Origin of the sequence: uncultured Lentibacter sp., from assembly GCF_937123735.1 — a bacterium.
Taxonomy (GTDB): Bacteria; Pseudomonadota; Alphaproteobacteria; order Rhodobacterales; family Rhodobacteraceae; genus Lentibacter.
Genome location: NZ_CAKZKL010000038.1, coordinates 13,964 through 35,924, shown reverse-complemented (window position 1 = coordinate 35,924; position 21,961 = coordinate 13,964). Strand labels below are relative to the sequence as shown.

General features: G+C 62.8%; 22 protein-coding genes. 9 read left to right on the top strand and 13 right to left on the bottom strand.

Going from position 1 to position 21,961, the window contains the following annotated elements; genetic code table 11:
* Nucleotides 1-25 precede the first annotated feature (25 nt).
* Entirely contained in the window at nucleotides 26-1,078 is a 1,053-nt protein-coding gene (locus Q0478_RS12170; RefSeq protein WP_298679639.1) for a permease, read from the top strand.
* Between the two features lie 63 nt (nucleotides 1,079-1,141).
* On the opposite strand, the gene Q0478_RS12165 is transcribed toward Q0478_RS12170, so the two are convergent.
* The 7 genes from Q0478_RS12165 to Q0478_RS12135 are packed head-to-tail and all read right to left on the bottom strand — an operon-like array spanning nucleotide 1,142 to nucleotide 7,361.
* On the bottom strand, nucleotides 1,142-1,873 hold the full coding sequence (locus tag Q0478_RS12165) for an SDR family oxidoreductase (RefSeq protein ID WP_298679637.1): 732 nt from the start codon (nucleotides 1,871-1,873) through the stop codon (nucleotides 1,142-1,144).
* Nucleotides 1,870-2,415 carry a DUF3833 domain-containing protein gene (locus Q0478_RS12160; RefSeq protein ID WP_298679635.1) on the bottom strand — a complete coding sequence of 182 codons (546 nt, stop codon included), beginning with the start codon at nucleotides 2,413-2,415 and terminating at the stop codon, nucleotides 1,870-1,872. Before Q0478_RS12160 ends, Q0478_RS12165 begins: the two co-directional genes overlap by 4 nt.
* Nucleotides 2,412-3,638 (bottom strand): MFS transporter, encoded by a 1,227-nt coding sequence (locus Q0478_RS12155; RefSeq protein WP_298679633.1) that lies wholly within the window; start codon nucleotides 3,636-3,638, stop codon nucleotides 2,412-2,414. Before Q0478_RS12155 ends, Q0478_RS12160 begins: the two co-directional genes overlap by 4 nt.
* A gap of 1 nt (nucleotide 3,639) precedes the next feature.
* On the bottom strand, nucleotides 3,640-4,149 hold the full coding sequence (locus Q0478_RS12150; protein ID WP_298679631.1) for a hypothetical protein: 510 nt from the start codon (nucleotides 4,147-4,149) through the stop codon (nucleotides 3,640-3,642).
* Complete coding sequence (locus tag Q0478_RS12145; protein WP_298679629.1) at nucleotides 4,142-5,302, bottom strand: cyclopropane-fatty-acyl-phospholipid synthase family protein; 1,161 nt, start codon at nucleotides 5,300-5,302, stop codon at nucleotides 4,142-4,144. The genes Q0478_RS12150 and Q0478_RS12145 overlap by 8 nt, the downstream gene beginning before the upstream one ends.
* The gene (locus tag Q0478_RS12140) at nucleotides 5,302-6,054 is read right to left on the bottom strand and encodes a DUF1365 domain-containing protein (protein WP_298679627.1); all 753 of its coding nucleotides are present in this window, start codon (nucleotides 6,052-6,054) and stop codon (nucleotides 5,302-5,304) included. Before Q0478_RS12140 ends, Q0478_RS12145 begins: the two co-directional genes overlap by 1 nt.
* Entirely contained in the window at nucleotides 6,051-7,361 is a 1,311-nt protein-coding gene (locus Q0478_RS12135; RefSeq protein ID WP_298679625.1) for an NAD(P)/FAD-dependent oxidoreductase, read from the bottom strand. Before Q0478_RS12135 ends, Q0478_RS12140 begins: the two co-directional genes overlap by 4 nt.
* 233 nt (nucleotides 7,362-7,594) lie before the next feature.
* Between Q0478_RS12135 and Q0478_RS12130 the strand changes: the two genes are divergently transcribed.
* Nucleotides 7,595-8,119, top strand: coding sequence for a sigma-70 family RNA polymerase sigma factor (locus Q0478_RS12130; protein WP_298679669.1), 525 nt, complete (start codon nucleotides 7,595-7,597; stop codon nucleotides 8,117-8,119).
* Nucleotides 8,116-8,751: a ChrR family anti-sigma-E factor gene (locus Q0478_RS12125; RefSeq protein ID WP_298679623.1), complete on the top strand. Its 636-nt coding sequence runs from the start codon at nucleotides 8,116-8,118 to the stop codon at nucleotides 8,749-8,751. Before Q0478_RS12130 ends, Q0478_RS12125 begins: the two co-directional genes overlap by 4 nt.
* Nucleotides 8,752-8,851: 100 nt before the next feature.
* Here the strand turns inward: Q0478_RS12125 and Q0478_RS12120 are convergent, their stop codons facing one another.
* Genes Q0478_RS12120 through Q0478_RS12105 form a run of 4 tightly spaced genes read right to left on the bottom strand, consistent with a single transcriptional unit; the run spans nucleotide 8,852 to nucleotide 12,271 of the window.
* Nucleotides 8,852-9,679, bottom strand: a complete 828-nt coding sequence (locus Q0478_RS12120) for a metal ABC transporter permease (protein WP_298679621.1) — start codon at nucleotides 9,677-9,679, stop codon at nucleotides 8,852-8,854.
* The gene (locus tag Q0478_RS12115; RefSeq protein WP_298679619.1) at nucleotides 9,676-10,533 is read right to left on the bottom strand and encodes a metal ABC transporter permease; all 858 of its coding nucleotides are present in this window, start codon (nucleotides 10,531-10,533) and stop codon (nucleotides 9,676-9,678) included. Before Q0478_RS12115 ends, Q0478_RS12120 begins: the two co-directional genes overlap by 4 nt.
* Nucleotides 10,533-11,390: a manganese/iron ABC transporter ATP-binding protein gene (locus tag Q0478_RS12110; RefSeq protein WP_298679617.1), complete on the bottom strand. Its 858-nt coding sequence runs from the start codon at nucleotides 11,388-11,390 to the stop codon at nucleotides 10,533-10,535. The genes Q0478_RS12115 and Q0478_RS12110 overlap by 1 nt, the downstream gene beginning before the upstream one ends.
* Nucleotides 11,390-12,271, bottom strand: coding sequence for a metal ABC transporter substrate-binding protein (locus tag Q0478_RS12105; RefSeq protein ID WP_298679616.1), 882 nt, complete (start codon nucleotides 12,269-12,271; stop codon nucleotides 11,390-11,392). Before Q0478_RS12105 ends, Q0478_RS12110 begins: the two co-directional genes overlap by 1 nt.
* Before the next feature lie 122 nt (nucleotides 12,272-12,393).
* On the opposite strand from Q0478_RS12105, the gene Q0478_RS12100 reads away from it, so the two are divergent.
* Nucleotides 12,394-13,062, top strand: a complete 669-nt coding sequence (locus tag Q0478_RS12100; protein WP_298679614.1) for an SDR family NAD(P)-dependent oxidoreductase — start codon at nucleotides 12,394-12,396, stop codon at nucleotides 13,060-13,062.
* A gap of 125 nt (nucleotides 13,063-13,187) precedes the next feature.
* On the top strand, nucleotides 13,188-14,114 hold the full coding sequence (locus Q0478_RS12095; protein WP_298679612.1) for an XdhC family protein: 927 nt from the start codon (nucleotides 13,188-13,190) through the stop codon (nucleotides 14,112-14,114).
* A gap of 75 nt (nucleotides 14,115-14,189) precedes the next feature.
* Here the strand turns inward: Q0478_RS12095 and Q0478_RS12090 are convergent, their stop codons facing one another.
* On the bottom strand, nucleotides 14,190-15,371 hold the full coding sequence (locus Q0478_RS12090) for a calcium-binding protein (RefSeq protein ID WP_298679611.1): 1,182 nt from the start codon (nucleotides 15,369-15,371) through the stop codon (nucleotides 14,190-14,192).
* A gap of 173 nt (nucleotides 15,372-15,544) precedes the next feature.
* Complete coding sequence (locus Q0478_RS12085) at nucleotides 15,545-17,035, bottom strand: YdiU family protein (RefSeq protein ID WP_298679609.1); 1,491 nt, start codon at nucleotides 17,033-17,035, stop codon at nucleotides 15,545-15,547.
* A 195-nt stretch (nucleotides 17,036-17,230) separates the two neighbouring features.
* Here Q0478_RS12085 and Q0478_RS12080 point away from each other — a divergent pair, with 195 nt between their 5' ends.
* From Q0478_RS12080 to zwf, 4 genes are all read left to right on the top strand, one after another.
* Nucleotides 17,231-18,472, top strand: a complete 1,242-nt coding sequence (locus Q0478_RS12080) for an ROK family transcriptional regulator (RefSeq protein ID WP_298679607.1) — start codon at nucleotides 17,231-17,233, stop codon at nucleotides 18,470-18,472.
* 4 nt (nucleotides 18,473-18,476) lie between these two features.
* A complete protein-coding gene (locus tag Q0478_RS12075; protein WP_298679605.1) occupies nucleotides 18,477-19,403 on the top strand; it encodes a carbohydrate kinase in 927 nt (308 codons plus the stop codon).
* Between the two features lie 72 nt (nucleotides 19,404-19,475).
* Nucleotides 19,476-20,504, top strand: a complete 1,029-nt coding sequence (gap, locus tag Q0478_RS12070; protein ID WP_298679603.1) for a type I glyceraldehyde-3-phosphate dehydrogenase — start codon at nucleotides 19,476-19,478, stop codon at nucleotides 20,502-20,504.
* A gap of 3 nt (nucleotides 20,505-20,507) precedes the next feature.
* Complete coding sequence (gene zwf, locus Q0478_RS12065; RefSeq protein ID WP_298679602.1) at nucleotides 20,508-21,956, top strand: glucose-6-phosphate dehydrogenase; 1,449 nt, start codon at nucleotides 20,508-20,510, stop codon at nucleotides 21,954-21,956.
* The last annotated feature ends 5 nt before the right edge of the window (nucleotides 21,957-21,961 follow it).

The following is a 21,961-nucleotide window of genomic DNA, read 5'->3' as shown; positions in this document are numbered from 1 at the left end:
GAACGACTTTTCTAAGGATATCGAGATGACAGACCACACCCTTCCCCCTCGTTCGCCGCTTGGCGCGGCGGCACATCTGCTTTGGAGCAAGGAGAAGGTCTGGCTGTTTTCGGCGGCCCTTCTGGCTGTGCTCTTTGTCTTTGTGCCGGCGCAGGGCGCAACAAGCGCTGCATTTGCCGCGCAGAACCTGCTCAATGTGGCGCCGTTTCTTGTGCTCTCCATCGGGATTGCGGCCTATGCGGGCGCGACGGGGGCAGACGGGCTGATCGCGCGGGCGTTTACCGGCTCGCCTCTCCTCATGATCGGGATTGCGGCGGCGGCAGGCGGGCTTTCGCCCTTTTGCTCTTGCGGGGTGATCCCGCTGATCGCGGCGCTTTTGGCGATGGGTGTTCCCTTGTCGGCGGTGATGGCCTTCTGGCTGGCGTCGCCGGTGATGGACCCGTCGATGTTTGTGCTCACCACGGGGGTGCTGGGCTTTGAATTTGCCGTGGCCAAGACGATGACGGCTGTGGGGCTTGGGATCTTTGGCGGGGTTGCGGTGCACCTGATTGCGCGGGCGGGCGGGCTTTCGGACCCGCTGCGCGAAGGGGTGGGCAACGGCGGCTGCGGGGCCTCAAAGGTGCGCACAGTGCAGCCTGTTGTCTGGAAATTCTGGCGCGAGCGCGAACGGGTGACAAAGTTCTGGCGGGAAGGTTTGAAAACCACCCTGTTTTTGGCGAAGTGGCTCACACTGGCGTTCTTGTTGGAAAGCCTGATGCTGGCCTGGCTGCCGGCAGAGCTTGTGGCCAGCGCATTGGGCGGCACGGGGCTTGCGCCCATCGGCATTGCCACGCTTGTGGGTGTGCCGGCCTATCTCAACGGCTATGCGGCGCTGCCGCTTGTGGGCGGGCTGATGGAGCAGGGTATGGCCCCCGGCGCGGGCCTTGCCTTTCTTGTGGCCGGGGGTGTGAGCTCTTTGCCGGCGGCTGTGGCTGTCTGGGCGCTGGTGAAGCGGCAGGTGTTTCTACTCTATCTGGCGCTGGCGCTGAGCGGCTCGTTTGTGAGCGGTTTGCTGTTTCAGGTTTGGCTGATGGTGTGAGGCATTTGAAGGTGCGCAGAGACTGCGCACCCTACGGTGGGCGGTGTGAGGCGTATAAAGCGGCTAGACCTTGGAAAAGAGCTTGAGCCAGAGTTTGCGGGGCGTGAATTTGGCCCATGTAAAGAGCCAGGCGAAGGGTTTGGGGAAGGCTGTTTCAAAGCGGTTTGAGCGCATCGCCTTGAGCACATGCTCTGCGGCCTCTTCGGGCTGCATGAGCTGGGGCATCTGGAAGGTATTTTTCGCGGTGAGGCGTGTTTTGATGAAGCCGGGGTTGATGTTTTGCACCTTCACGCCGGTGTTGTGCAGATCGGCGTAGAGCGTTTCGCCCATGTGCATGAGCGCGGCCTTGGAGGCCCCGTAGCCAATGGAACCGGGCAGGCCACGGTAGCCCGCGAGCGAGCCGATGAGCACAATATGGCCTGCATTGCGCCCGACGAAACCGGGGACGATTGCGCCCAGCACGTTAAGCGCGCCGGTGAAGTTCACGGCTGTCATCTGGGCCACGGCGCCGCTCTCCCAGTTTTGGGCTTTCATCGGGTCATAATAGCCTGCGAGATAGACGATGCCATCGAGCGGGCCAAGGCGCTCGGCGGTGTGCTGAACGGCGGCCATATCTGTCACATCCAGGGGGGCGGTGTTCACATTGGGAAGCTGAGCGGCCAGCGCTTGCAGCTTGTTTTCGGCGCGCGCCGAGACCACCACATGGGCCCCTGACAGCGCCAGCGCCTTTGCCAGCGCCGCGCCGAGGCCCTCGCTGGCTCCGATAAGCCAGTATCGCTTGCCGGAAAAGCTCATGGAGCAGGCCGCATGGTGGCGATGAGTTCGGCCACTTTGATGCCGAATTTACGCATTTCGGAGCGGTTGAGGATATTGCCGTTTTCCACGAGGTAGAGCCAATCTGTGACATCCAGCACATGGCTGCCCGCCTCTTTGGGCAGGCGGATTTTGTAGCGCATTGACACGGTGTTGCCGAGCTGGCGGCCTGTGGCCACGCCGATCACATCCTCTGCTGTGGCGGTGAAATGGCCGTTTTCGCCCATGGTGAGGAACCATTTGCGCGACTGGCGGTTGCCGGTGTCATACATGAATTCTTCGGCGAGCGTGCCGGTGGCCCCGTCCCATGCGCCTGTAAACTCGGCGGTGAAGCGCGAGGTGACGCGGCCTGTGGGGCCGTAGATCATCCCCTCCGACATGAGCGTGCCGCTGAGGGCCTCGCGGATGTCAAACGCGGGAGTGTTGCTGGCGTAATCTTCGGGCTTCTGGCTTTTGAAGGAAAACCCGGGGCGAAAAGCGATAAGCGCCAGCAGAGCGATGGCGATGAGCATGAGAAATTTCATAGGGTGTTTACCTCCTGGGGCAATCGGGTAACGAGAACAATGGCAATGATTTTGATGATGCAGGGCACGACGGCATAGGCGAGCGTGAGGATGGTGAGCGCTTGCGCCGTGTTGGTGGCGTTGGGCGTGTAACCCGCAAGCTGAAGCGCCGGCAGAGCAAGGGCCGCCGCCAGCGCCAGGGCGAGTTTGCCCGCGAAAGACCAGAGCCCAAAGGCCGCGCCCGCCGAGAGGCCCGCGCGCGCGAGCGCGGTGGAAAAGAGCACCGGCAGGATGACCATATCGGCCCCCAGGGCTGCGCCGGAGGCGAGGCAGATCAGCCCAAAGCCGAGCCCGGCCCCTGCCGGCAACAGGGCCGCGCCGATGAAGCTGACAATGGCGAGCGCCATGGCCAGCGGCAGGATGCGGCGCGCACCGTGGCGGCGCACAAGCCAGCTCCAGAGCGGAACGCTGAGCGCGGCGGCAAGAAAAAAGAGCATGAGCAAGGGGCCTGCAAGGCTCTCAAGGCCGAGCTTGTCCTGCACGAAGAAGAGAAACAGCGTCGAGGTGAGCGCGACGGGCAGGCTGTTGATCAGCGCAATCCACAGCAGCTGCACGCCGCCTGCGCTTTTGAGTGCAGCAAACTGCATCGGCGCAGTGGCAGGGCCCGCGATGCGCCAGAGCGGGCGGGTGAGCAGCCAAACAGCGCCCGCAAGCGCCACGAGGCCGAGGCCGAAGGCGGGATAGCCGCCCCCCCCTGCCCCGGCGGCCACAAAAAGCGTGGGCGCCAGTGCGGCAAGGAGCACGCCGAGAAGGCTGCCCCCCTCGCGAAAGGCAGCCAGCTTCACAAGACCCGCCGCCCCCCCGGCGATGGCGGTGGACTGGCCATAAAACAGGATGCTGCCAAGGCTATGGGCCGTAAACAGCAGCGCCAGACCGGCGATGAGCCAATAGAGCTGCCCCGCCTCTGGCAAAAGTGTAAACACCAGCGCAAACCCCAACGCGAGCCCCGCCAGCGCAAGCGCAGCGAAGAGCGCGCGCGCATTCGGAAAGCGGTCAACCATGCGGCCCAAGAGCGGATCTTGCACAAAATCAAGCACGCGCAGCCCAATGAGCAAGCCGCCCAAAGCGCCAAGGCTCATGCCCAGCTCGCCGCTCGCATAGGCGGGCAAGTGAATGTAGAGCGGCAGGCCAGCGGCCGCGAGCATCAGCGCAAAGAGGCTGACCTGAACATGGGTGCGGGACATATCAGAGCCCCTTGAGCTTGCGCGACGTGGCGGCGGAGCGGCTGTTGGGCGAAAGCCAGATGGCAAGGAAACGCGCGCCAATGTTGCGCTCTGTCAGCGTGCAGGCGGGCGCGCCGTTGAAGGCGAGTGTAAGCCGCGCGGCGCTGGGCGCGATGGCGGCGAGCCTGTCGCCCTCAGCAACCGGCTTGAGGCAGGTGGCGAGCTTGGCCTCTATGGCCGCGTGGTCAGGCTGCGGGCCTTCGAGGCGGGCCAGCTCGGCCACGGTTGAACGCACAAGGCGCGCGCGCGAGAAGCTGCGCGCATAGGTCAGCTCAAGCGCATGGGGCGCATCGGCGCGAAACGGCCTGCCAGACGGCGTTAACAAGGCTGCGGTGTAAAGGGGTATCCCCAGAAGGGTCACAGGGACATCAGAAATGGCGCGCGCATCAGGCACGCCAGCACGGCTCACATAGGGCGCCGCCCCCGCCGCGAGCGGCAGGGCCAGAAACGCTATGAGCCAGAGTTTAAGCATGGGTCAGTTCGACCTGAACCACATCGGTCTGTTTCACGCCAAAAGAGGCGGCGCAGATTTGCAAATAGAACTGCCAGCTGCGCAGGTGCGCCTCGCTATAGCCGATTTGCTTGATGCGCTTGGTGTTCTCGGCCATGCGGGCCGACCAGATGCGCAAGGTTTCGGCGTAGTCCTGCCCGAAAGCAAAGCTGGCTTGCACTTTGAGGCCCGCGCGGCGGGCTTCATCAGCGATGACCGCATCCGACAGCAGCATCCCGCCGGGGAAGGTATATTGGCGGATGAAATCGGAGCTGGACCGGTAGATGTCAAAATAGGCGTCCGGCACGGTGATGGCTTGCAGAACGGCGCGGCCCTCCTCGGCGAGGCGCGCCTTGAGCATGGCAAAGTAGCTGGGCCAGTAGCGCTCGCCCACGGCTTCGATCATCTCGATGGAGACGATGTTATCATAGGTGCCTTGGGTGTTGCGATAGTCGCAAAGCTCGATGCTGGCGCGGCCATCAAGGCGGGCGTCGGCATAGCCTTTTTGCGCCTTGGAAATGGTGATGCCTGTCACATCGCGGCCCGCCTCGGCGGCGCGCTCGGCAAAGCTGCCCCAGCCGCAGCCCACCTCGAGCACGGTTTCGCCCCCGCCAAGGCGCGAGAGAACCCGGTCAAGCTTGCGGTTTTGGGCGCGGGTCAGGTCGTTGTCACCCTTGGCGAAGAGGGCGGAGGAGTAGCTCATCCCTTCATCCAGCCAGAGCTGGTAGAACTCATTGCCGGTGTCATAGTGCGAGCGGATGTTGCGCGCAGCCCCCTTGACGGAATTGGCCCGCAAAAGGCGGTCAACCATGCGGAACTTGAGCGTGTTCCAGCGGTTGGGATAGGCATAGGGCTCAAGCGTGGCGAGGTTGGAGATGGCCACGCGGCCCAGAGCCTCGATTGAGGGGGTTGTCCAGAGGCCGGCGACATAGGTTTCGCCCAGGCCGACATCGCCGCGCGCGGCGATGGCTGTGACGGCTGACCAGTCATGGATGACCATTTCGGCCTCTGATCCGCCGCCCGGCCCGAAGTGGTGGCGGTGGCCCTCGGGCGTCACGATTTCTATGCGGCCCTCGTCGATCTGGGCACATGTTTCCAGGAAATCATGCGCAACGCGGCGTGTAATTAAGCCCATCAGCTTACTTCCTTCTGCGGTGGCAAAGGCCGACGCCGAAACGGTGCGCCTTTGATAAAGAGTTTCACGGCCTGCCAGTGAATGAGCGCCAGCGCCCTGAGCGGCCCTGTCGGGCGGCGCAGCGCAGCGCGCAGGATGGCCGTATTGGTGAGCGGGGCGCGGGGGCCAAAAAGCGTGGCGATCAGCCCTTCTGTGCCGTTTTCATGGGCAATGCGGATCGAGATGCGTTTGGCGGTGATGTCGTAGTTGAACTGATAGCTGCCCTGCACCTGCTGAAACGGCGAAACATGAAAGATTTTCTCGGCCATGATCCTGTCTTCGGGGCGGATCGGGGCGAAGCCCTCGCGCTTGCAGAGGTAGCTGTGCCTGTCGCCCATGGTGTTGGTGACTTCGGCGATCACCGCCACAAGATCGGCCCCGCGATAGGCCAGCCAGAAGCTCACCGGGTTGAAAACATAGCCCAGAAAGCTTGGCTGGGTGAGCAACAGGATACGCGAGGGGCTGGCGAGCCCCGCCTTGGCAAAGACCTGTTGCGCCCAGGGCAGCCCGCGGCCGTTTTTGGGCGCGCCACCGTGGTTTTTGTCATCCACCGCGGCAAGGTTGAAGCGGTTGCGCGAGAACAAGGCCAGCCCGGGTGCAGGGGCGGCCGGATCAATCAAAACATAATCGACACCGTAGCGAAAGGCATTGGCGATCTGCCCGCGCCGGGCGTGGGTGGTGGCCCCTGCGATATGTTCGGCCTGAAAGCTCATGCGCTGGCCCGCAGCTCCGTGGCGGGGAAGGCGGCGCGCCGGTCGAGCTCGCGCGCGACATGCACCGCGCTGGCAAAGCCGTCTTCGTGAAAGCCGTTGCGCAACCAGGCCCCGGCAAACCATGTGTTGCGCGTGCCCTGGGCGGCCTTGATCTCTTTTTGGGCCTTCAGCGCGGGGCCATCAAAAACAGGGTGGCGGAAGGTTTTCTGATCGTAGATCAACGCATCATGCACCGGCGTGTAGGGGTTGAGCGACACAAAGAGCGGGTCGCTTTCCGGGATGTTTTGCAGGCGGTTCATCCAGTAGGTCACGCCAATGGACGGGGCCTCGGCGCTGCCATCGGCCTTGTAAACCCAGCTTGACCAGCAGGCGCGGCGCTTTGGCATCTGGCCTGCGTCGCGGTGCAGGATCATCTGGTTGTCCTGATAGGCCACGGCCCCGAGCAGGCGGCTTTCCTGCGCGCTCGGATCGGCGAGCAGCTTGAGGCTGTCGTCTGAATGGGTGGCCAGGATCACATGGTCAAACTGCTCCGAAGCCCCTTTGAGCGCCTTGAGGGTCACCCCATCGCCCGCGCGCTTGATGGCTTCTATCGGCGTTTTGGGGCGCAGGCTCACCCCGGCGGCGCGCAAGTGGCGCTCCAGGCGGGTGATATATTGGATCGAGCCGCCTGACACCGTATACCACTGATGTGGCTGCGTGGCGCTCAGCAGCGCGTGGTTGGAAAAGAACCGCACCAGCGACTTGGCCGGAAACTGGCGGATATCCTGGGTCGGGCTCGACCATATCGCGCCGCAAATGGGCATGAGATAATAGCGCTGGAACCATGTCCCCAGCCCAAGCTGGGCCACCAGCTCGCCAATCGTCATCTCGTCGCTCGTGGCGGTGGCCTCGGCGCGGGCGTTAAATGTCAGAATGTCCCGCAGCATCCGCAGATAACCGGGCCGAAGCGCGTTGCGGCGCTGGCCAAAAACACTGCCCAATGTTTGCAGCCCGTATTCCACCCGGCCATTGTCGATCGTGGCCCCAAAACTCATGTTGGATTTCTCGACCGGCACATTGAGATCGTGAAACATCCGTGTCAGGTGCGGATAATTCACATAGTTGAAAACAATAAACCCCGTGTCCACCGGCTGATCTCCACGCAGCCCCGCAAGTTTGGTGCGCGCGTGCCCGCCCAGCCGTGGTGCCGCCTCAAACAACGTCACATCATGTTGCGGCGCAAGTTTATAAGCCGCGCTCATGCCGGCAATGCCACCGCCGACAATGGCGATGCGCTGGCGCTTGGGGGATGGGGCATCAAAAGACATGGTCACTCCGCTTAGATTTCAGGGGTTACGCTGTTTTTTTCCCCGCAGATCAAACTGCCCTCAAAATAGTGATCCAAACCCCTCAGGGCCCCGTAAAATGATCTATGTTGCACCTTGAAACGCCAGATCGCCTTGCACCTGCGCCTGCCCTTGCTAGGGTAGAACACGCGCACAGGTTGAACCGTTTTCAAGGCACTCAGAAATTGAAGATCCACTCTCGAGAGACAGAGCTTATGCTGGCTGTGCGCGACAAGCGCGACAAACGTGCCTTCGCAGCCCTGTTTGACCACTTTGGACCGCGCCTGAAAGGCGTCGCCATGCGCTCCGGGCTCAGCTCGGGGCAAGCCGAAGACATGGTGCAAGATGTGATGCTGTCGCTCTGGCGCAAGGCCCACCTGTTCGACCCGACCCGCGCGCAGGTGTCCAGCTGGCTCTACCAGATCGCCCGAAACCGGCAGATCGACATCCTGCGCAAGGAAAACCGGCCCATGCCCGAGGCCCTGAAAGCCGAGAGCGAAGTGACCGAAGAGAGCACCTCCGAAGCCTTGGGGCTGGAACAGGAGGTTGGCGCGCTGAAAGCGGCGCTGGCCAAGCTCAAGCCCGCGCAGCGCGAGATGGTTGAAAAAGCCTATCTCGGCGAGCTGTCACACACCGACATAGAAGCCGAAACAGGCCTGCCACTGGGGACGATCAAATCGCGCATCAGGCTCGGGCTTGAAAAGCTGCGCCATGAATTAGACGGAATACGCAAGCCATGACGAGTATCACACATCACATCCCCGACCAGCTCCTGCTGGACTACGCCAGCGGGCGCATGACAGAAGCTTTCGCCCTGGTGGTGGCCGCGCATGTGTCCCTCTGCGATGACTGCCGCGCGCGCCTGAGCGCACATGAAATGACAGGCGGGGCCGTTCTGGAAGCCCATGACAGCGCCCCGCTGTCAGACAGGCTGCGCCACAGCGTGCTGTCTCAGCTTGATGACGCCGTGGACGATGCGCCGGTCTACCAGCGGTCCAGCATTTTTCCGGCGCCGGTCATGGAAGCCCTCAAGGGGCGCCCGCCCAAATGGAAACCCCTCGGGCGGGGGGTGCGCCAATCGATTCTCAAACATGGCAAATCGGGCTCCGTGCGCCTGCTCTACATCCCGCCGGGCCTTGACATGCCCGACCACAGCCACGGCGGGCTTGAGCTCACCCTGGTGCTACAAGGCGCTTTCTCCGATGAAGGCGGGCGCTTTGGCGTGGGCGATGTGGAAGTGGCCGATCACGAAGTTGAACACAAGCCGGTGGCCGCCAAGGGCGAGGCGTGCATCTGCCTCGCCGCCACAGATGCGGCGCTGAAGTTCAACGCCTTCATCCCGAAGCTCTTCCAGCCGATCTTTCGGATATAGAACATTAGGCATTCCGCCTTTCTTATTGCTCTAAATATCCTGGGGGTCTGGGGGCAAAGCCCCCGGCCGGTCGGATTTGGCGCAGCCAAATTCGAAACCCCTAAAGCGCCACGCCTGCTTTGTTGCGCGCAAGCCTGCGCAGGAACGCCGCGATGAACACCGCTGTCTGAATGAGGATGATCGTCGGCGCAGGGGCGCTGTCGAGAAAAAAACTCGCATAGACCCCAAGTAAGGATGAGCCGAGGCAGACCAGCACCGAGACCCAGAGCATGGTGCGAAACTCGCGCACCATGAGAAAGGCAATCGCCCCCGGCGCGATGAGCAGCCCGATGGCGAGGATGAGGCCCACAGCCGAAAGCGTGGCCACGATGGTGGCCGAAAGAGCTGTCAGCAAGCCATAGTGCAGCCAGCGCACGGGCAGGCCCGAGGCCTGTGCTTGCGCAGGGTCAAAGGCGTGCAAGAGCAGATCCTTCCATTTGAGCAAGAGCCCGCCTGTGACGAGCGCAGCGATGGTTGCGGTTGTCATAAGCTCCTCAGCCGAAATGCCCAGCATATTGCCAAAGAGAATGTGATCGAGATGTGCGTTGGTTTTCACGCCCACATAGAGCACGATGCCCAGCGCAAACATGCCCGAGAAGACCACACCCATAACTGTGTCTGTCTTCACGCGGCTGTTCTCTGACAGATAGCCGGTGGCGAGCGCACAGATCATGCCGGCGGCAAAGGCCCCGAGAATGAGCGGCGCGCCGAGGATATAGGCCAGAACGATGCCGGGCAGCACAGCATGGCTCACCGCATCACCCATCAGCGCCCAGCCTTTGAGCACGAGAAAACAGCTCAACAGCGCCGTGGGCACGCAGATGAGCGCCACGATGAGAAAGGCAGTTTGCATGAACGGGAACTGGAAGGGCAAGAGCAGCTCGCTCATGGCTGCGCCTCCAGTGCTTTGGCGGCCCTGCGGCGCGCAGCCAAGCGGCCATGTTTGGGCGCAAAGACAAAGGCCGCAAGGAAGAGCAGCGTTTGCAGACACACGATGATGCCGCCTGTGGCCCCGTCAAGGAAATAGCTCGCGTATGCGCCGAGGAAGCTTGTCACCGTGCCGATAGCAACTGCCGTCATGATGAGCCGCGGGAAGCGGTCACAGAGCAGATAGGCCGTGGCCCCCGGTGTGACGACGAGCGCGATGACGAGGAAGGCGCCCACGGTTTGCATCGCCGCCACCACGGAGGCTGCGAGCAGCACGAAGAACATCGCCTTCAGCCGCGCGGGGTGCAGGCCGATCGAGCGGGCGTGGCTTTCATCAAAGAAGGTGACCATGAGGTCTTTCCACGTCACCAGCAGCACCGCGAGGGTGACACCGCCGATGAGGGCGAGCTGCAACGTGTCGGACGGGGTAATCGCAAGGATATTGCCCATGGTGATGCTCTGCAGATCAATGCTGACGGGGCTAACCGAAACGATGAAGAGGCCGAGGCCGAAGAAGCTGGTGAAGATCAGCCCGATGATGACATCGGTTTTGAGGCCCGAGCGCTCTGTGAGAAAGAGCATGGAGGCCGCTGCCAGCCCGCCGGCGAGGAATGCGCCGAGCGCAAAGGGCAGGCCGAGCATATAGGCCCCCGCCACACCGGGGACAACGGAATGCGAGAGCGCATCGCCGATGAGCGACCAGCCCTTGAGCATGAGAAAAGCCGAGAGAAAGGCGCAGACACCGCCGACGAGGGCGGAGACCCACATCGCGTTGAGCATGTAGCTGTAACCGAACGGCTCAAGCCAGTAGGCCATCACTCGCGCTCCTGCCGTTGAGTTTGCTCGCCGTATTGCACGAAAGGGCGTTCATCATCGGTGAGGATGGTCACGGCGCGTTCGTCAGAGTCTTCATGCAACGTATCACCGCCGATTGTGATATGGCGCAGCACGCCGCCGAAGGCGTCTTCAAGGTTGTCGCGGGTGAAGACCTCATCGGTGTGGCCATAGGCCAGAACAGTCCCTTTCACCAGCACGGTCCGGTCGCAAAACTCGGGCACGGAGCCGAGGTTGTGGGTGGCGACAAGCATCACGCGGCCTTCGTCGCGCAGCTCGCCGAGAAGCTGGATGATCTGGTTTTCGGTCGTCACGTCGACGCCTGTAAACGGCTCGTCCAGCAGGATCACCTGCCCCGCCTGCGCCAGCGCGCGGGCGAGAAAGACCCGTTTGCGCTGCCCGCCGGAAAGCTCGCCGATCTGGCGCTTGCGGTAGGGCAGCATGTTGACACGGGTGAGCGCCTCTTCCACGGCCGCATGATCGGCGGCTTTGGGGCGGCGCATCAGGCCCATATGGCCGTAGCGGCCCATCATCACCACGTCTTCCACCAGCACGGGGAAGGCCCAATCGACCTCCTCGGCCTGCGGGACATAGGCAACGAGGTTGGACTTGAGCGCTTCACGGATCGGCTTGCCCAGGAGCGTGATCTCGCCCGAAGAGACTGGCACGAAGCCCATGATCGCCTTGAACAGCGTGGACTTGCCCGCGCCGTTCACCCCCACCAGCGCGGTGACTGTGCCACGGGGGATTTCAAAGCTGGCGTCGCGCAGGGCGGTATGGCCGTTGCGGTAGGTGACAGTGACGCCCTTGGCGCGGATGCCCGCTTGGAGTTCGGCCATCATTTCGCCCCTGTCAGGCCGCGCACGACCGTTTCTGTGGTGACGCGCAACAGCTCAAGATAGCTGGGCACGGGGCCGTCAGCCGCGCTGAGGCTGTCCACATAGAGCACGCCGCCGTAGGCTGCGCCCGTTTCGCGCGCCACCTGTTCGGCGGGCGCGGTGCTGACCGTGCTTTCGCAGAAGACGGCGGGAATAGTGTGCTCCCGCACCCCGTCAATCACCTTGCGCACCTGCTGCGGTGTGCCGACCTGATCGGCGTTCATGGGCCAGAGGTAGAGCTCTTGCAGACCAAGATCGCGCGCAAGGTAGCTGAACGCGCCCTCACAAGTCACAAGCCAGCGGTTGTCTTCGGGGATGGCCGCGATCTCTGCCTTCAGCGGCGCAAGCGTGGCGCGCAGCTTGGCGGCATAGGCCGCAGCATTGGCCGCGTAGGTGGCGGCATTGGCGGGGTCTGCCTTGCTCAGAGCGGCCTCGATATTGGCAATGTAGATGAGCGCATTTTCAAGCCCCATCCAGGCGTGCGGGTTGGCCTTGCCCGCATAGCTGCCCGAGCCGATGGAAATGGGCGTGATGCCCTCAGACAGGGTGGCAGAAGGCACATCGCCCAGATTGGCGAGGAACTGCTCAAACCAGAGCTCAAGGTTGAGGCCGTTCCAGAGGATCAGATCGGCCCCGGAGGCGCGCACAATGTCGCGTGGGGTGGGCTGGTAGCCGTGAATTTCGGCCCCCGGCTTGGTGACCGAAACAACCTCCGCCGCCGCCCCTGCCACGTTTTGCGCCATATCGGCAAGCACTGTGAACGTGGTGACGACTTTGAGCTTGTCCTTGGCCAGCGCGGGGCTGGCGAGCAGGGCTGCAAGAAGCACGAAAGAGCGAAACATGGGGCGGCCTTTTCTGGTTGGGGAAACTGTAAATGCAAATCACTCGCAACTACAAGGGCTAGCAAAGAGATAGGTGCGCCGGATGCGCTTGCAATGGGGGTTTGGCGCATTAGGTTGGACAGATGACAGAGAGAGCATTGATCATAGGCGCGTCGGGCGGCATTGGGGCCGCGGTGGCGCAGGAGCTAGAAACCCGCGGCTGGGAGGTCACCCGCCTGTCGCGCGCGGCAGACGGGCTGAACATCACCGATCAGGCGAGTGTTGATGCGCATCTGGGCGCGCTTGAGGGGCCCTATGAGCTTGTCTTCATGGCCTCGGGCATTCTGGCTGCCCAAGGCGGCGCGCCCGAAAAGGCGCTGAGCCAGATACGGCAGGAGAGCTTTGAAGAGGTGTTCAGGGTGAACACCTTTGGCGTGGGCTATGTGCTGCGCCATGCGCCGAAGCTTTTGCCCAAAAAGGGCCGCTCTGTGCTGGCTGTTCTGACAGCGCGGGTCGGCTCGATTGGCGACAATGCGATAGGCGGCTGGCACGCCTACCGCGCCTCCAAGGCCGCGGCAAACCAGCTTGTGCGCGGCGCGGCCATCGAGCTTGGCCGCAGCCACAAGGAGGCGATTGCCGTGGCGCTGCACCCCGGAACCGTTGCGACAGACTTCACCGCCGATTACGCCGCGCGCCACAGCACGGTGACGCCCGAACAGGCGGCGGAGAACCTTGTAAACGTGATGCTGAGGCTGGAACGCGCGCAAAGCGGGCAGTTCTTTGACTATGCGCACAAACCGATTGTCTGGTAGAGCCGGGTGCCACCCTGCATATCTTGCATTTGCGCCAAATTTGTTGGCGGATGGTCACCCATTGTTGACCATGTTGCCTCAACAAGGTTAGCAAATGGTTACCCTGCCAGAGAAAAGGACATCAGATGAGCGTTCCCGCGCTTGATGCCAGCACAGTGATCGAGCCGATCCGCCAGCTTGCGCAGGCGGGCGGGGCCGGTGTTCTTTGTGTGATTTGTGGCGTTGACGGGCCGTCTTACCGCCCTCTTGGGGCCATGATGGCTGTGCTGGAAGACGGCACACGCATTGGCACGCTGTCGTCGGGCTGTGTTGAATCTGATATCGGGCTACATGCGCTGCAAGCCCTCCAGGAGGGGGCGCTGCGGTCACTGCGCTATGGCAAGGGTTCGCCTTTTGGCGATATTGTGCTGCCCTGCGGTGGCGGGCTTGACATTGTGCTCGTGCCCCGCCCCGATCCGGACGTCTTGCAGGCTTTGCTGCACGCCCACAGCGCGCGTGCTGCGGTGGCCCTTGAGATAGATCCGCGCAGCGGGGGCCTGCGCAGCCTGCCCGCACGCGACACGGGCTGGGAGGGCGATGTCTTCTGTGTTGGCATCGAGCCGGAGATCCGCTTTCTGATTTTTGGCAAAGGGCCAGAGACCGCAAGCTTTGCCGGGCTGGTGCAGGCGGCGGGCTACCCCAACCTTGTGCTGTCGCCCGACGAGGAGACACTGGCCGCGCTGCGCGCCGTGGGCTGTGCCGGGCGGCATCTGACCCATGCACATTACCCCGAGGGGTTGGCGGCAGACAGCCGCACCGCTGTTGTGTTGTTTTTTCATGACCACGACTGGGAACCGCCCATTGCCAGCGGCGCTCTGGCCACACCGGCCTTTTATGTGGGGGCCCAAGGCAGCCAGCGGGCGGCCGCCATGCGGCGGATCGCGCTTGTGGAGATGGGCGTGGCCGCCCCCGAGCTGGCGCGGCTGAAAGGCCCGATTGGGCTTGTGCCCTCAGCGCGCGACGCGCGGATGCTGGCTGTGAGCGTTTTGGCCGAAGTCTTGAGCGAGGCCTGACGGAAAAGGCCGCTCCGAAGAGCGGCCTGTAGAGCGCATCGGTTTGCCCCGTGGCAGGGGGCCTGGCGCATCGGGTCAGGCGACGAAATCGTTCCCATCGAGGCTGGTGAGCATCACGTCTTGCAGGGTCAGGCTGTTGCCGTTGTCAAAATCAAACACCGTATCAGCCCCCACCTGTGTGCCGTAAGCCGCCAGGAATTCGGCCAGGGTGGTGCCACCTTCGGCACCCAGTTCGATGTCGATGTCGATCTTGTCGGCGCCCTTGCCAAAATCGCTGATGACATCGGCACCGCCGGTGAAAACAAAGACATCCGCACCAAAGCCGCCCTTGAGCAGGTCATCGCCGGCGCCGCCGTCGAGGATGTCGTTCTTTTTGCCGCCGGAAAGCGAGTCGCTGCCGCCCTGCCCGTTCAGGCTGTCATCTCCGTTGCCGCCTTTGAGCGTGTCATTGCCAGCGCCGCCGAAGAGATCATCATCCTGTTTGTTGCCCAGCAAGACATCATCCCCGGCCCCGCCCACGAGCAGGTCATCCCCTTTGCCGCCTTTGAGGTTGTCGTTGCCCTCCTCGCCGTAGAGGTCATCGCGCCCGGCGTTGCCGCGCAGGGCGTCGTCGCCGAGGCCGCCATAGATTTCATCATTGCCCGTGTCGCCAAAAGCCACGTCATTTCCATCGCCGCCGTGGATGTCATCAGCCCCGGCGCCCCCGGCGAATTGATCGTCGGCGCTGCCGCCGATCAGCAGGTCATTGCCATCTGACGGCGTGTTAGCCGCCTGCGTGGCACCGGGCAGCGTGGCCAGGTCGATCACGTCTCCGGCTTGCAGACCGGCGGGCATGTTTGGTCCTGTCGACACGTTTGAAGCGAATGCGATAAACTCTGCCAAAGTGGCGAGCGCAGGCAAGGGATCTCCGCCAATCTGGACCAGCAGGCTTTCTTCGGTCGTGTTGTTGGGGTCCAGATCATTGAGGGACAAAAGGCTCGCGGCATTGCCATTGCCCCAGGTGAAATGGCTCACGAAGGCGTAAAGATCTTCTGGCGCTGTCGCGATCGGTGCGCCGTCGACCAGAATGGTGTTCAGACCCGGGGTTGTCAGGGTGACCTCCAGATCATCCGGCGTGGTCTGTATCACGCTGTAGGTTGTGGTGGTGTCGCTGCCCTCAAAGCCGAGGCTGACAGTGACCGGCGTAACAGCCGTCGGCACTTGGTTGTTGCCGAACGGGAAAGACACGATCCAAGCGTTTACGTTGATGACAGTCATTTTTAACCTCTTACCAGTTACCGCATTTATGCACCTCTGGGGCCCCCGGCGCCCTATTTGCCCCACAACCCTAGGTGTGCAAAAGATGAAAAACAACCTCTTTAGGGTATTTTATCTCTTAAGATGGCTCGCCCGACTGCCCCCGGGATGCCTCCAAAGCGAAAACGCCCCGCTCAGGTGCCACAATAGGTTTTGTAAGGGCCAAAGCTCTCGGGAGCCGCCATGGCATACGCCTGGGCATCGGGAGAGGGTGTAAACGGTTGTTGCAGGACGGTCAGAAGGCTTTCAAAGGGCGCCATGTTGCCGGCTTCGGCAGCTTGCAGCGCTTCTTCGACCTTGTGGTTGCGCGGAATATAGAGGGGATTGACCTGATCCATGGCATCGGCGCGGGCGTCTGGCGCCCTGTTGGCGGAAGCGGCGCGGGCAAGATAGCCCTCCAGCCAAGGCTCAAGCGCCTCGGGCCTGCGGTAGAGCGCGCGGAGCGGTGCTCTGTTGCCGCGCAGGGCTGTGGCCAGAGCGCGAAAGGCTGCGGTATAGTCCACTGACTGGTCTTGCAGGCTTTGCAGGAAACCCATGATGCAGGGCTGATCTTCGGGCGTGGCCTGTGTGAGGCCGAGCTTGGCCCGCATATGCCCAAGCCAGGCGGCTTGGTAGCGCGCAGGCACCCCGTTGATCACCTCGCGCGCACGGGCGATGGCCGCCGCATCATCGGCATCAATCAACCCGAGCAGGCATTCGGCCAGCCGCGCAAGATTCCACACGGCAATATCGGGCTGACGGGCCAGCGCATAGCGCCCCGTTGTGTCAATGGAGGAGAAGACCGCGGCGGGGTCATAGCCGTCAATGAAGGCGCAGGGGCCATAATCAATGGTTTCCCCCGAAAGCGTCATGTTATCGGTGTTCATCACACCATGGACAAAGCCCAGGCTGACCCAATGGGCCACAAGCCGGGCCTGACGCCCAGCGACCCGGTCCAGAAAATGCAGATAGCGATCCGGCTGTCCGGCCAGATCGGGATCGTGGCGGGCAATTGCATAATCGGCCAGTTTGCGCAGCATCTCCGTGTCTCCACGGGCCGCGAAGAACTGGAATGTCCCGACCCGCAGGTGCGACGCCGCGACACGCGCCAGAACGGCCCCGTCTTTTGCGCCGCTGTCGCGGTGGATCTTCTCGCCGGTGGCGACAGCCGCAAGCGCACGCGTGGTGGGCACGCCCAGCGCCGCCATGGCCTCACCCATGAGATATTCGCGCAAGACCGGGCCAAGCGCGGCCTTGCCATCGCCTCCGCGCGAAAACGGGGTGCGCCCGGAGCCTTTGAGGTGCAAGTCAACCCGTGCGCCTGCGGGGCTGATGATCTCGCCCACGAGCAGCGCCCGACCATCTCCGAGCTGCGGTGAAAACCCGCCAAACTGATGCCCCGCATAGGCCATGGCCAGCGGCGCGGCCCCGGCGGGGGTGCGCATACCGCAGAGCACCGCCGCGCCCGCCGGGCTGTCCAGCGCCTCAGGATCAAGGCCCAGCTCCTGCGCAAGCGCGGTGTTGAACCGCACAAGTCTAGGGGCGGGCACTTTTTCGCCCTGCCAAGGGGCGTAGGCCCCTGACAGTTCGCGGTGATAGCTGTTGTCAAAGGCAAAGGCGGGGGTGGCCCCGGGGTGGTCTGTCATGGATTTGTCCTGCGCTGGTGCCCTCTATAGGTAACCCGATCTGTTCCGGGATCAACCACTGAGCCGCGCAAGCGCCCGGCCCTACGCACCCGAGGCACCACTAATAAATAAATCACTTTGATTTATTTATTTGACAGGCGGAGCGAAATCTGGGACATGCAGCGCAAAGACCTGACCCCACGCTTGGACCCTTCCATGTCATTTGAGACCCGCACCAGCTTGAGTTCACAGGGCAGCGCCGGCAGCGCTGATCCTGCGGTGCGCGGCTCAAACCAAAGCGGGCTGCGGGCCTATAACGAGCGCCTCGTCCTGTCTGTCATTCGCCAGGCCGGGCAAATGCCCAAGGCCGCGGTGGCCCGGCTGACGGGGTTGTCGGCCCAGACCGTTTCGGTGATCATGCGCGCCTTGGAAGATGACGGGCTGCTGGTTCGGGGCGCGCCGGTGCGCGGCAAGGTTGGCCAGCCCTCGGTGCCGATGGGGTTGGCCGCTGAAGGGGCGTTTTTTCTCGGGTTGAAGGTGGGGCGGCGCGGCTCGGAGCTGTTGCTCTGTGACTTTCTGGGCAAGGTGCGCGCCCACCGACGCAAGACCCATGAACACCCGACGCCGGACAATGCGGTGGCCTTTGCCAATGCGGCGATCGGGGATTTTCTGGCCGAGCTGCCTGCGGCGGATGCTGCGCGGGTTGCGGGTCTGGGGATCGCGCTGCCCTTTCGGATGTGGGATTGGCAAGAGGCCACGGAGCCGGCAACTGCCGGGCTTGCCGCCTGGCGCACCCGCGATATTGCGGCCGAGATTGGCGCGTCCTGGGCGTTTCCGGTGTATCTTTGCAACGATGCCTCAGCGGCGTGCAGTGCGGAGCTCGTTTTCGGGGACCACAGCGCACACAGCCAGCCAAGAGATTTTCTGTATGTCTATATCGGCTATTTTGTCGGCGGGGGGCTTGTTTTGGATGACATGCTTTACACCGGCAAAAGCGGCAATGCGGCGGCTCTTGGCTCTGTGCCGATTGTCTCGCAGGCGGGGCAGATGTGCCAGTTGGTGGATGTTGCATCGCTTGTGACCCTGGAAGAGATGTTGCGCCGTGCCGGGCAGCAGAGCGCGCAGATCTGGGCGCGCAACGACGATTGGGCCGCGCAGCAAACGGTGCTGGACGCCTGGCTTGATCAGGCGGCGCAGGGGCTCGCGCAGGCGATTGCCGCCTCTGTCTGTCTGATTGATTTTACCACAGTTCTGATAGACGGCTCCCTACCCGAGGACGTGCGCGAAGCGCTCATTGTGCGCACCCGTGCGGCGCTGGCCAGCTTGGCCATGCCCGGTGTTGAGCGGCCTGATATCCGGCCGGGAACGGTTGGATTTGATGCCAAGGCGCTTGGCGCGGCCAGCCTGGCGCTTTCGGACCGGTTTCTGGTGGACCGGACTGCATTTTTGAAGGGGTGAGCAGATGATACTCTGTTGCGGAGAAGCTTTGATTGACATGATCCCCGCCCCGACGGAAGGCGGGGCGCAGGGCTTTGTCCCCCATTGCGGCGGCGCTGTTTACAACACGGCGATTGCCCTTGGCCGGCTGGGCGTGCAGACAGGAATGCTGAGCGGGCTGTCGCGTGACATGTTTGGCCAGCTGCTGAGCGAGGGCCTGAGAGCAAGCCAGGTTGATATGCGCCACGTCATCACCTCCGACCGCCCCACGACACTGGCCTTTGTGCGGCTTGTCGACGGCCATGCCACCTATGAATTTTATGACGAGAACTCGGCAGGGCGGATGCTGGAGCCGCAAGAAATGCCCCTGCTCACCGCAGAGGCCACCGCGCTCTACTTCGGCGGGATCAGCCTGGCCTGTGAGCCGGGCGCCTATGCCTATGCGGCGCTGCTGGCCCAGAATGCGGCCGGGCGCGCCGTGATGCTGGATCCCAACATCCGGCCCGGATTTATCCGCGATATTGCCCGCTATCGGACGCGGCTGGACCAGATGATCGCGCAGTCCGACATTGTGAAAGTGTCTGACGAAGACCTCAACTGGCTCACGCCAGAGCCACTCTCGCTGCGCGAGAAAGTCGAGGGGATTCTGGACAAGGGTGTTTCGCTTGTCATCCTCACGCGCGGGGGCGAAGGGGCCACGGGCTTTCTGGCCGGGGGCGCAGAGGTGCAGGTGCCCGCCGAGCGCGCCGACACGGTTGATACGGTCGGGGCTGGCGATACTTTCAATGCCGGCGTCATGGCCAAACTCTCTGAGCAGGGCTGCCTGCACAAGAGCGGCCTGGCAGATCTGGCCCCTGAAACCCTGCGGGCGGCCCTCGCCTATGGGGCGCGGGTCGCGGCGATTACGGTTTCACGGGTGGGCGCGAACCCGCCCTGGGCAAGCGAGCTGTAACATGAATGACCGCTCGGCCCTCTTTTCATTCAAAAATGTTAGCGCTAACCAATCTGTGGTAAGGAGACACCTATGACACTCAGGATTGCAATCAACGGGTTTGGACGTATCGGGCGCGGTGTCTTGCGCGCGCTTATCGAGCGGGGTGACGCCGATATCGAGGTGGTGGCGATCAATGATCTGGCGCCGGCGGCAACCCTTGCGCATCTGCTGAAATATGACAGTGTCCACGGGCGCTTGGCCGCCCCGGTCCGGGTTGAGGGAGCGTGTCTGTGCGTGGGCGCGCACCGCATACGCCTGAGCGCGCTGCGCAACCCTGAAGAGCTGGCCTGGGACGATGTTGACATCGCCTATGAATGCACCGGCCTCTTCACCGAGCGCTCCGCAGCGGCCCGGCATTTGCAAAACGGCTCAAAACGTGTGCTGATTTCAGCGCCGGGGAAAGATGTCGACAAAACCGTGGTCTATGGCGTCAACCATGCCACGCTGACTCAGAACGATGTGATTGTCTCCAATGCCTCTTGCACCACGAATTGCCTTGCCCCCGTGGCCATGGTCTTGGAGCGCGCATTCGGGATCAAGACCGGGTATATGACAACGATCCATGCCTTCACAGGCGATCAGCCCAGCCAGGACACCCACCACAAAGACCTATACCGCGCGCGCGCGGCCTCTGTCTCCATGGTGCCCACCTCGACAGGGGCGGCCAAGGCCATCTCGCTGGTCTTGCCCCAGCTTGCCGGCAAGCTCGAAGGCTCAGCCGTGCGGGTTCCGACGGCCAATGTCTCGATGGTGGATCTGTGCTTTATGCCCGAGAGGTCCGCAACGGCTGAAGCTGTGAATGCGGCGATGGCCGAGGCGGCGCAGGGCGCGCTCGCCGGTGTTCTGTCTTATGAGGTCGACCCGCTTGTTTCGGTTGATTTTAACCATGATCCACATTCGTCGTGCTTTGCGGCGGCGCAAACTTCGATCACCGAGGCCGGGCTGATCCGGGTGGTGAGCTGGTATGACAATGAATGGGGTTTTTCCAACCGGATGCTGGATACGGGCGCACGGATGGGCCATTTGATGCACACCACCGACATGCAGATTGCGAGCTAAGCCATGGTCTCAAGAGTTATCCCTGTTGACCCGTTTGACCTCGTTGTGTTCGGGGCCAGCGGCGACTTGGCGCAGCGCAAGATTTTGCCGGGCCTGTTTCACCGCTTTGCCGTGGGGCAGATGCCCGAGGCGGCGCGCATCATCGGGGTGGCGCGCAGCGAGATGAGCGAAGCCGATTTTCGGGCGCTGGTGGGCCAAAGCCTGACCGGTTTTTCGCCCAGTGCCGCAGACAATGCGGCGCTGGTGGCGGATTTTCTTGAAAAAATCAGCTATGTCACGGTGGATGCCACGGGCGAAAGCGGCTGGGCCGAGCTGGCCACGCGCTTGCGTGAGGGGGTTGTGCGGGCATTTTATCTTTCGGTTTCGCCCGCGCTCTTCGGGGTGATTGCGCAGAGCCTGCACAGCCACGGGATCGCCACGCCAGAGAGCCGTATTGTCGTGGAAAAGCCGTTCGGCCACGACCTCAAGACAGCCCAGGCCCTCAACGCCGATTTGCGGCGCAGCTTCGCGGAAAGCCAGATTTACCGGATTGACCATTACCTTGGCAAGGAAACGGTGCAAAACCTGATGGCGCTGCGTTTTGCCAACGCCCTTTGGGAGCCGCTCTGGAATGCGACCCATATTGACCATGTGCAAATTACCGTGGCCGAAAGCCTCGGGGTTGAGGGGCGTGGCGAGTATTATGACAAGTCGGGCGCGATGCGCGACATGGTGCAAAACCACCTGATGCAGCTATTGTGCCTCACCGCGATGGAGCCACCCTCACGGTTCAGGCCCAATGCGGTGCGCGACGAGAAGGTGAAGGTGATCGAAGCGCTCGAGCCTGTGAGCCAGGACGACATTGTGCGCGGACAATATCGCGCCCAAGGCGATGTTGGCAGCTACCGCGACCATGCTGGCAACCCCCAGAGCCGCACTGAGAGCTTTGTTGCGATGAAGGTGAACATCGGCAATTGGCGTTGGGCGGGGACCCCATTTTACCTGCGCACCGGCAAGAAGCTGCGGGCGCGCTGCTCGGAGATTGCGGTGGTGTTTCGTGATCCGCCGCATATGATCTTCCCGGACATGGCGTCGCGCCGGGGCAACGCGCTGATCATCAAGCTCCAGCCTGACGAGGGCATCACCCTGCGCAACACCATCAAGGAGCCCGGACCGGGCGGCTTCCGGCTGGCCGAGGTGACATTGGATATGACATTTGCAGACGCGCTGGAGCAGGAGGCGGATGCACAGGACGCTTATGAGCGCTTGATCATGGATGTGATCCGTGGGGATCAGACCTTGTTCATGCGCGGGGACGAAGCCGAGGCGGCCTGGGCCTGGGTCGATCCGATTGTGACAGGCTGGGAAGAGGCTGGCACCAAGCCCTCCGCATATGACCCGGGCAGCGCGGGGCCGGATGATGCGCTGATGCTGCTGCACCGCGATGGCCGCCGCTGGCGGGAACTGAATTGAAAGGC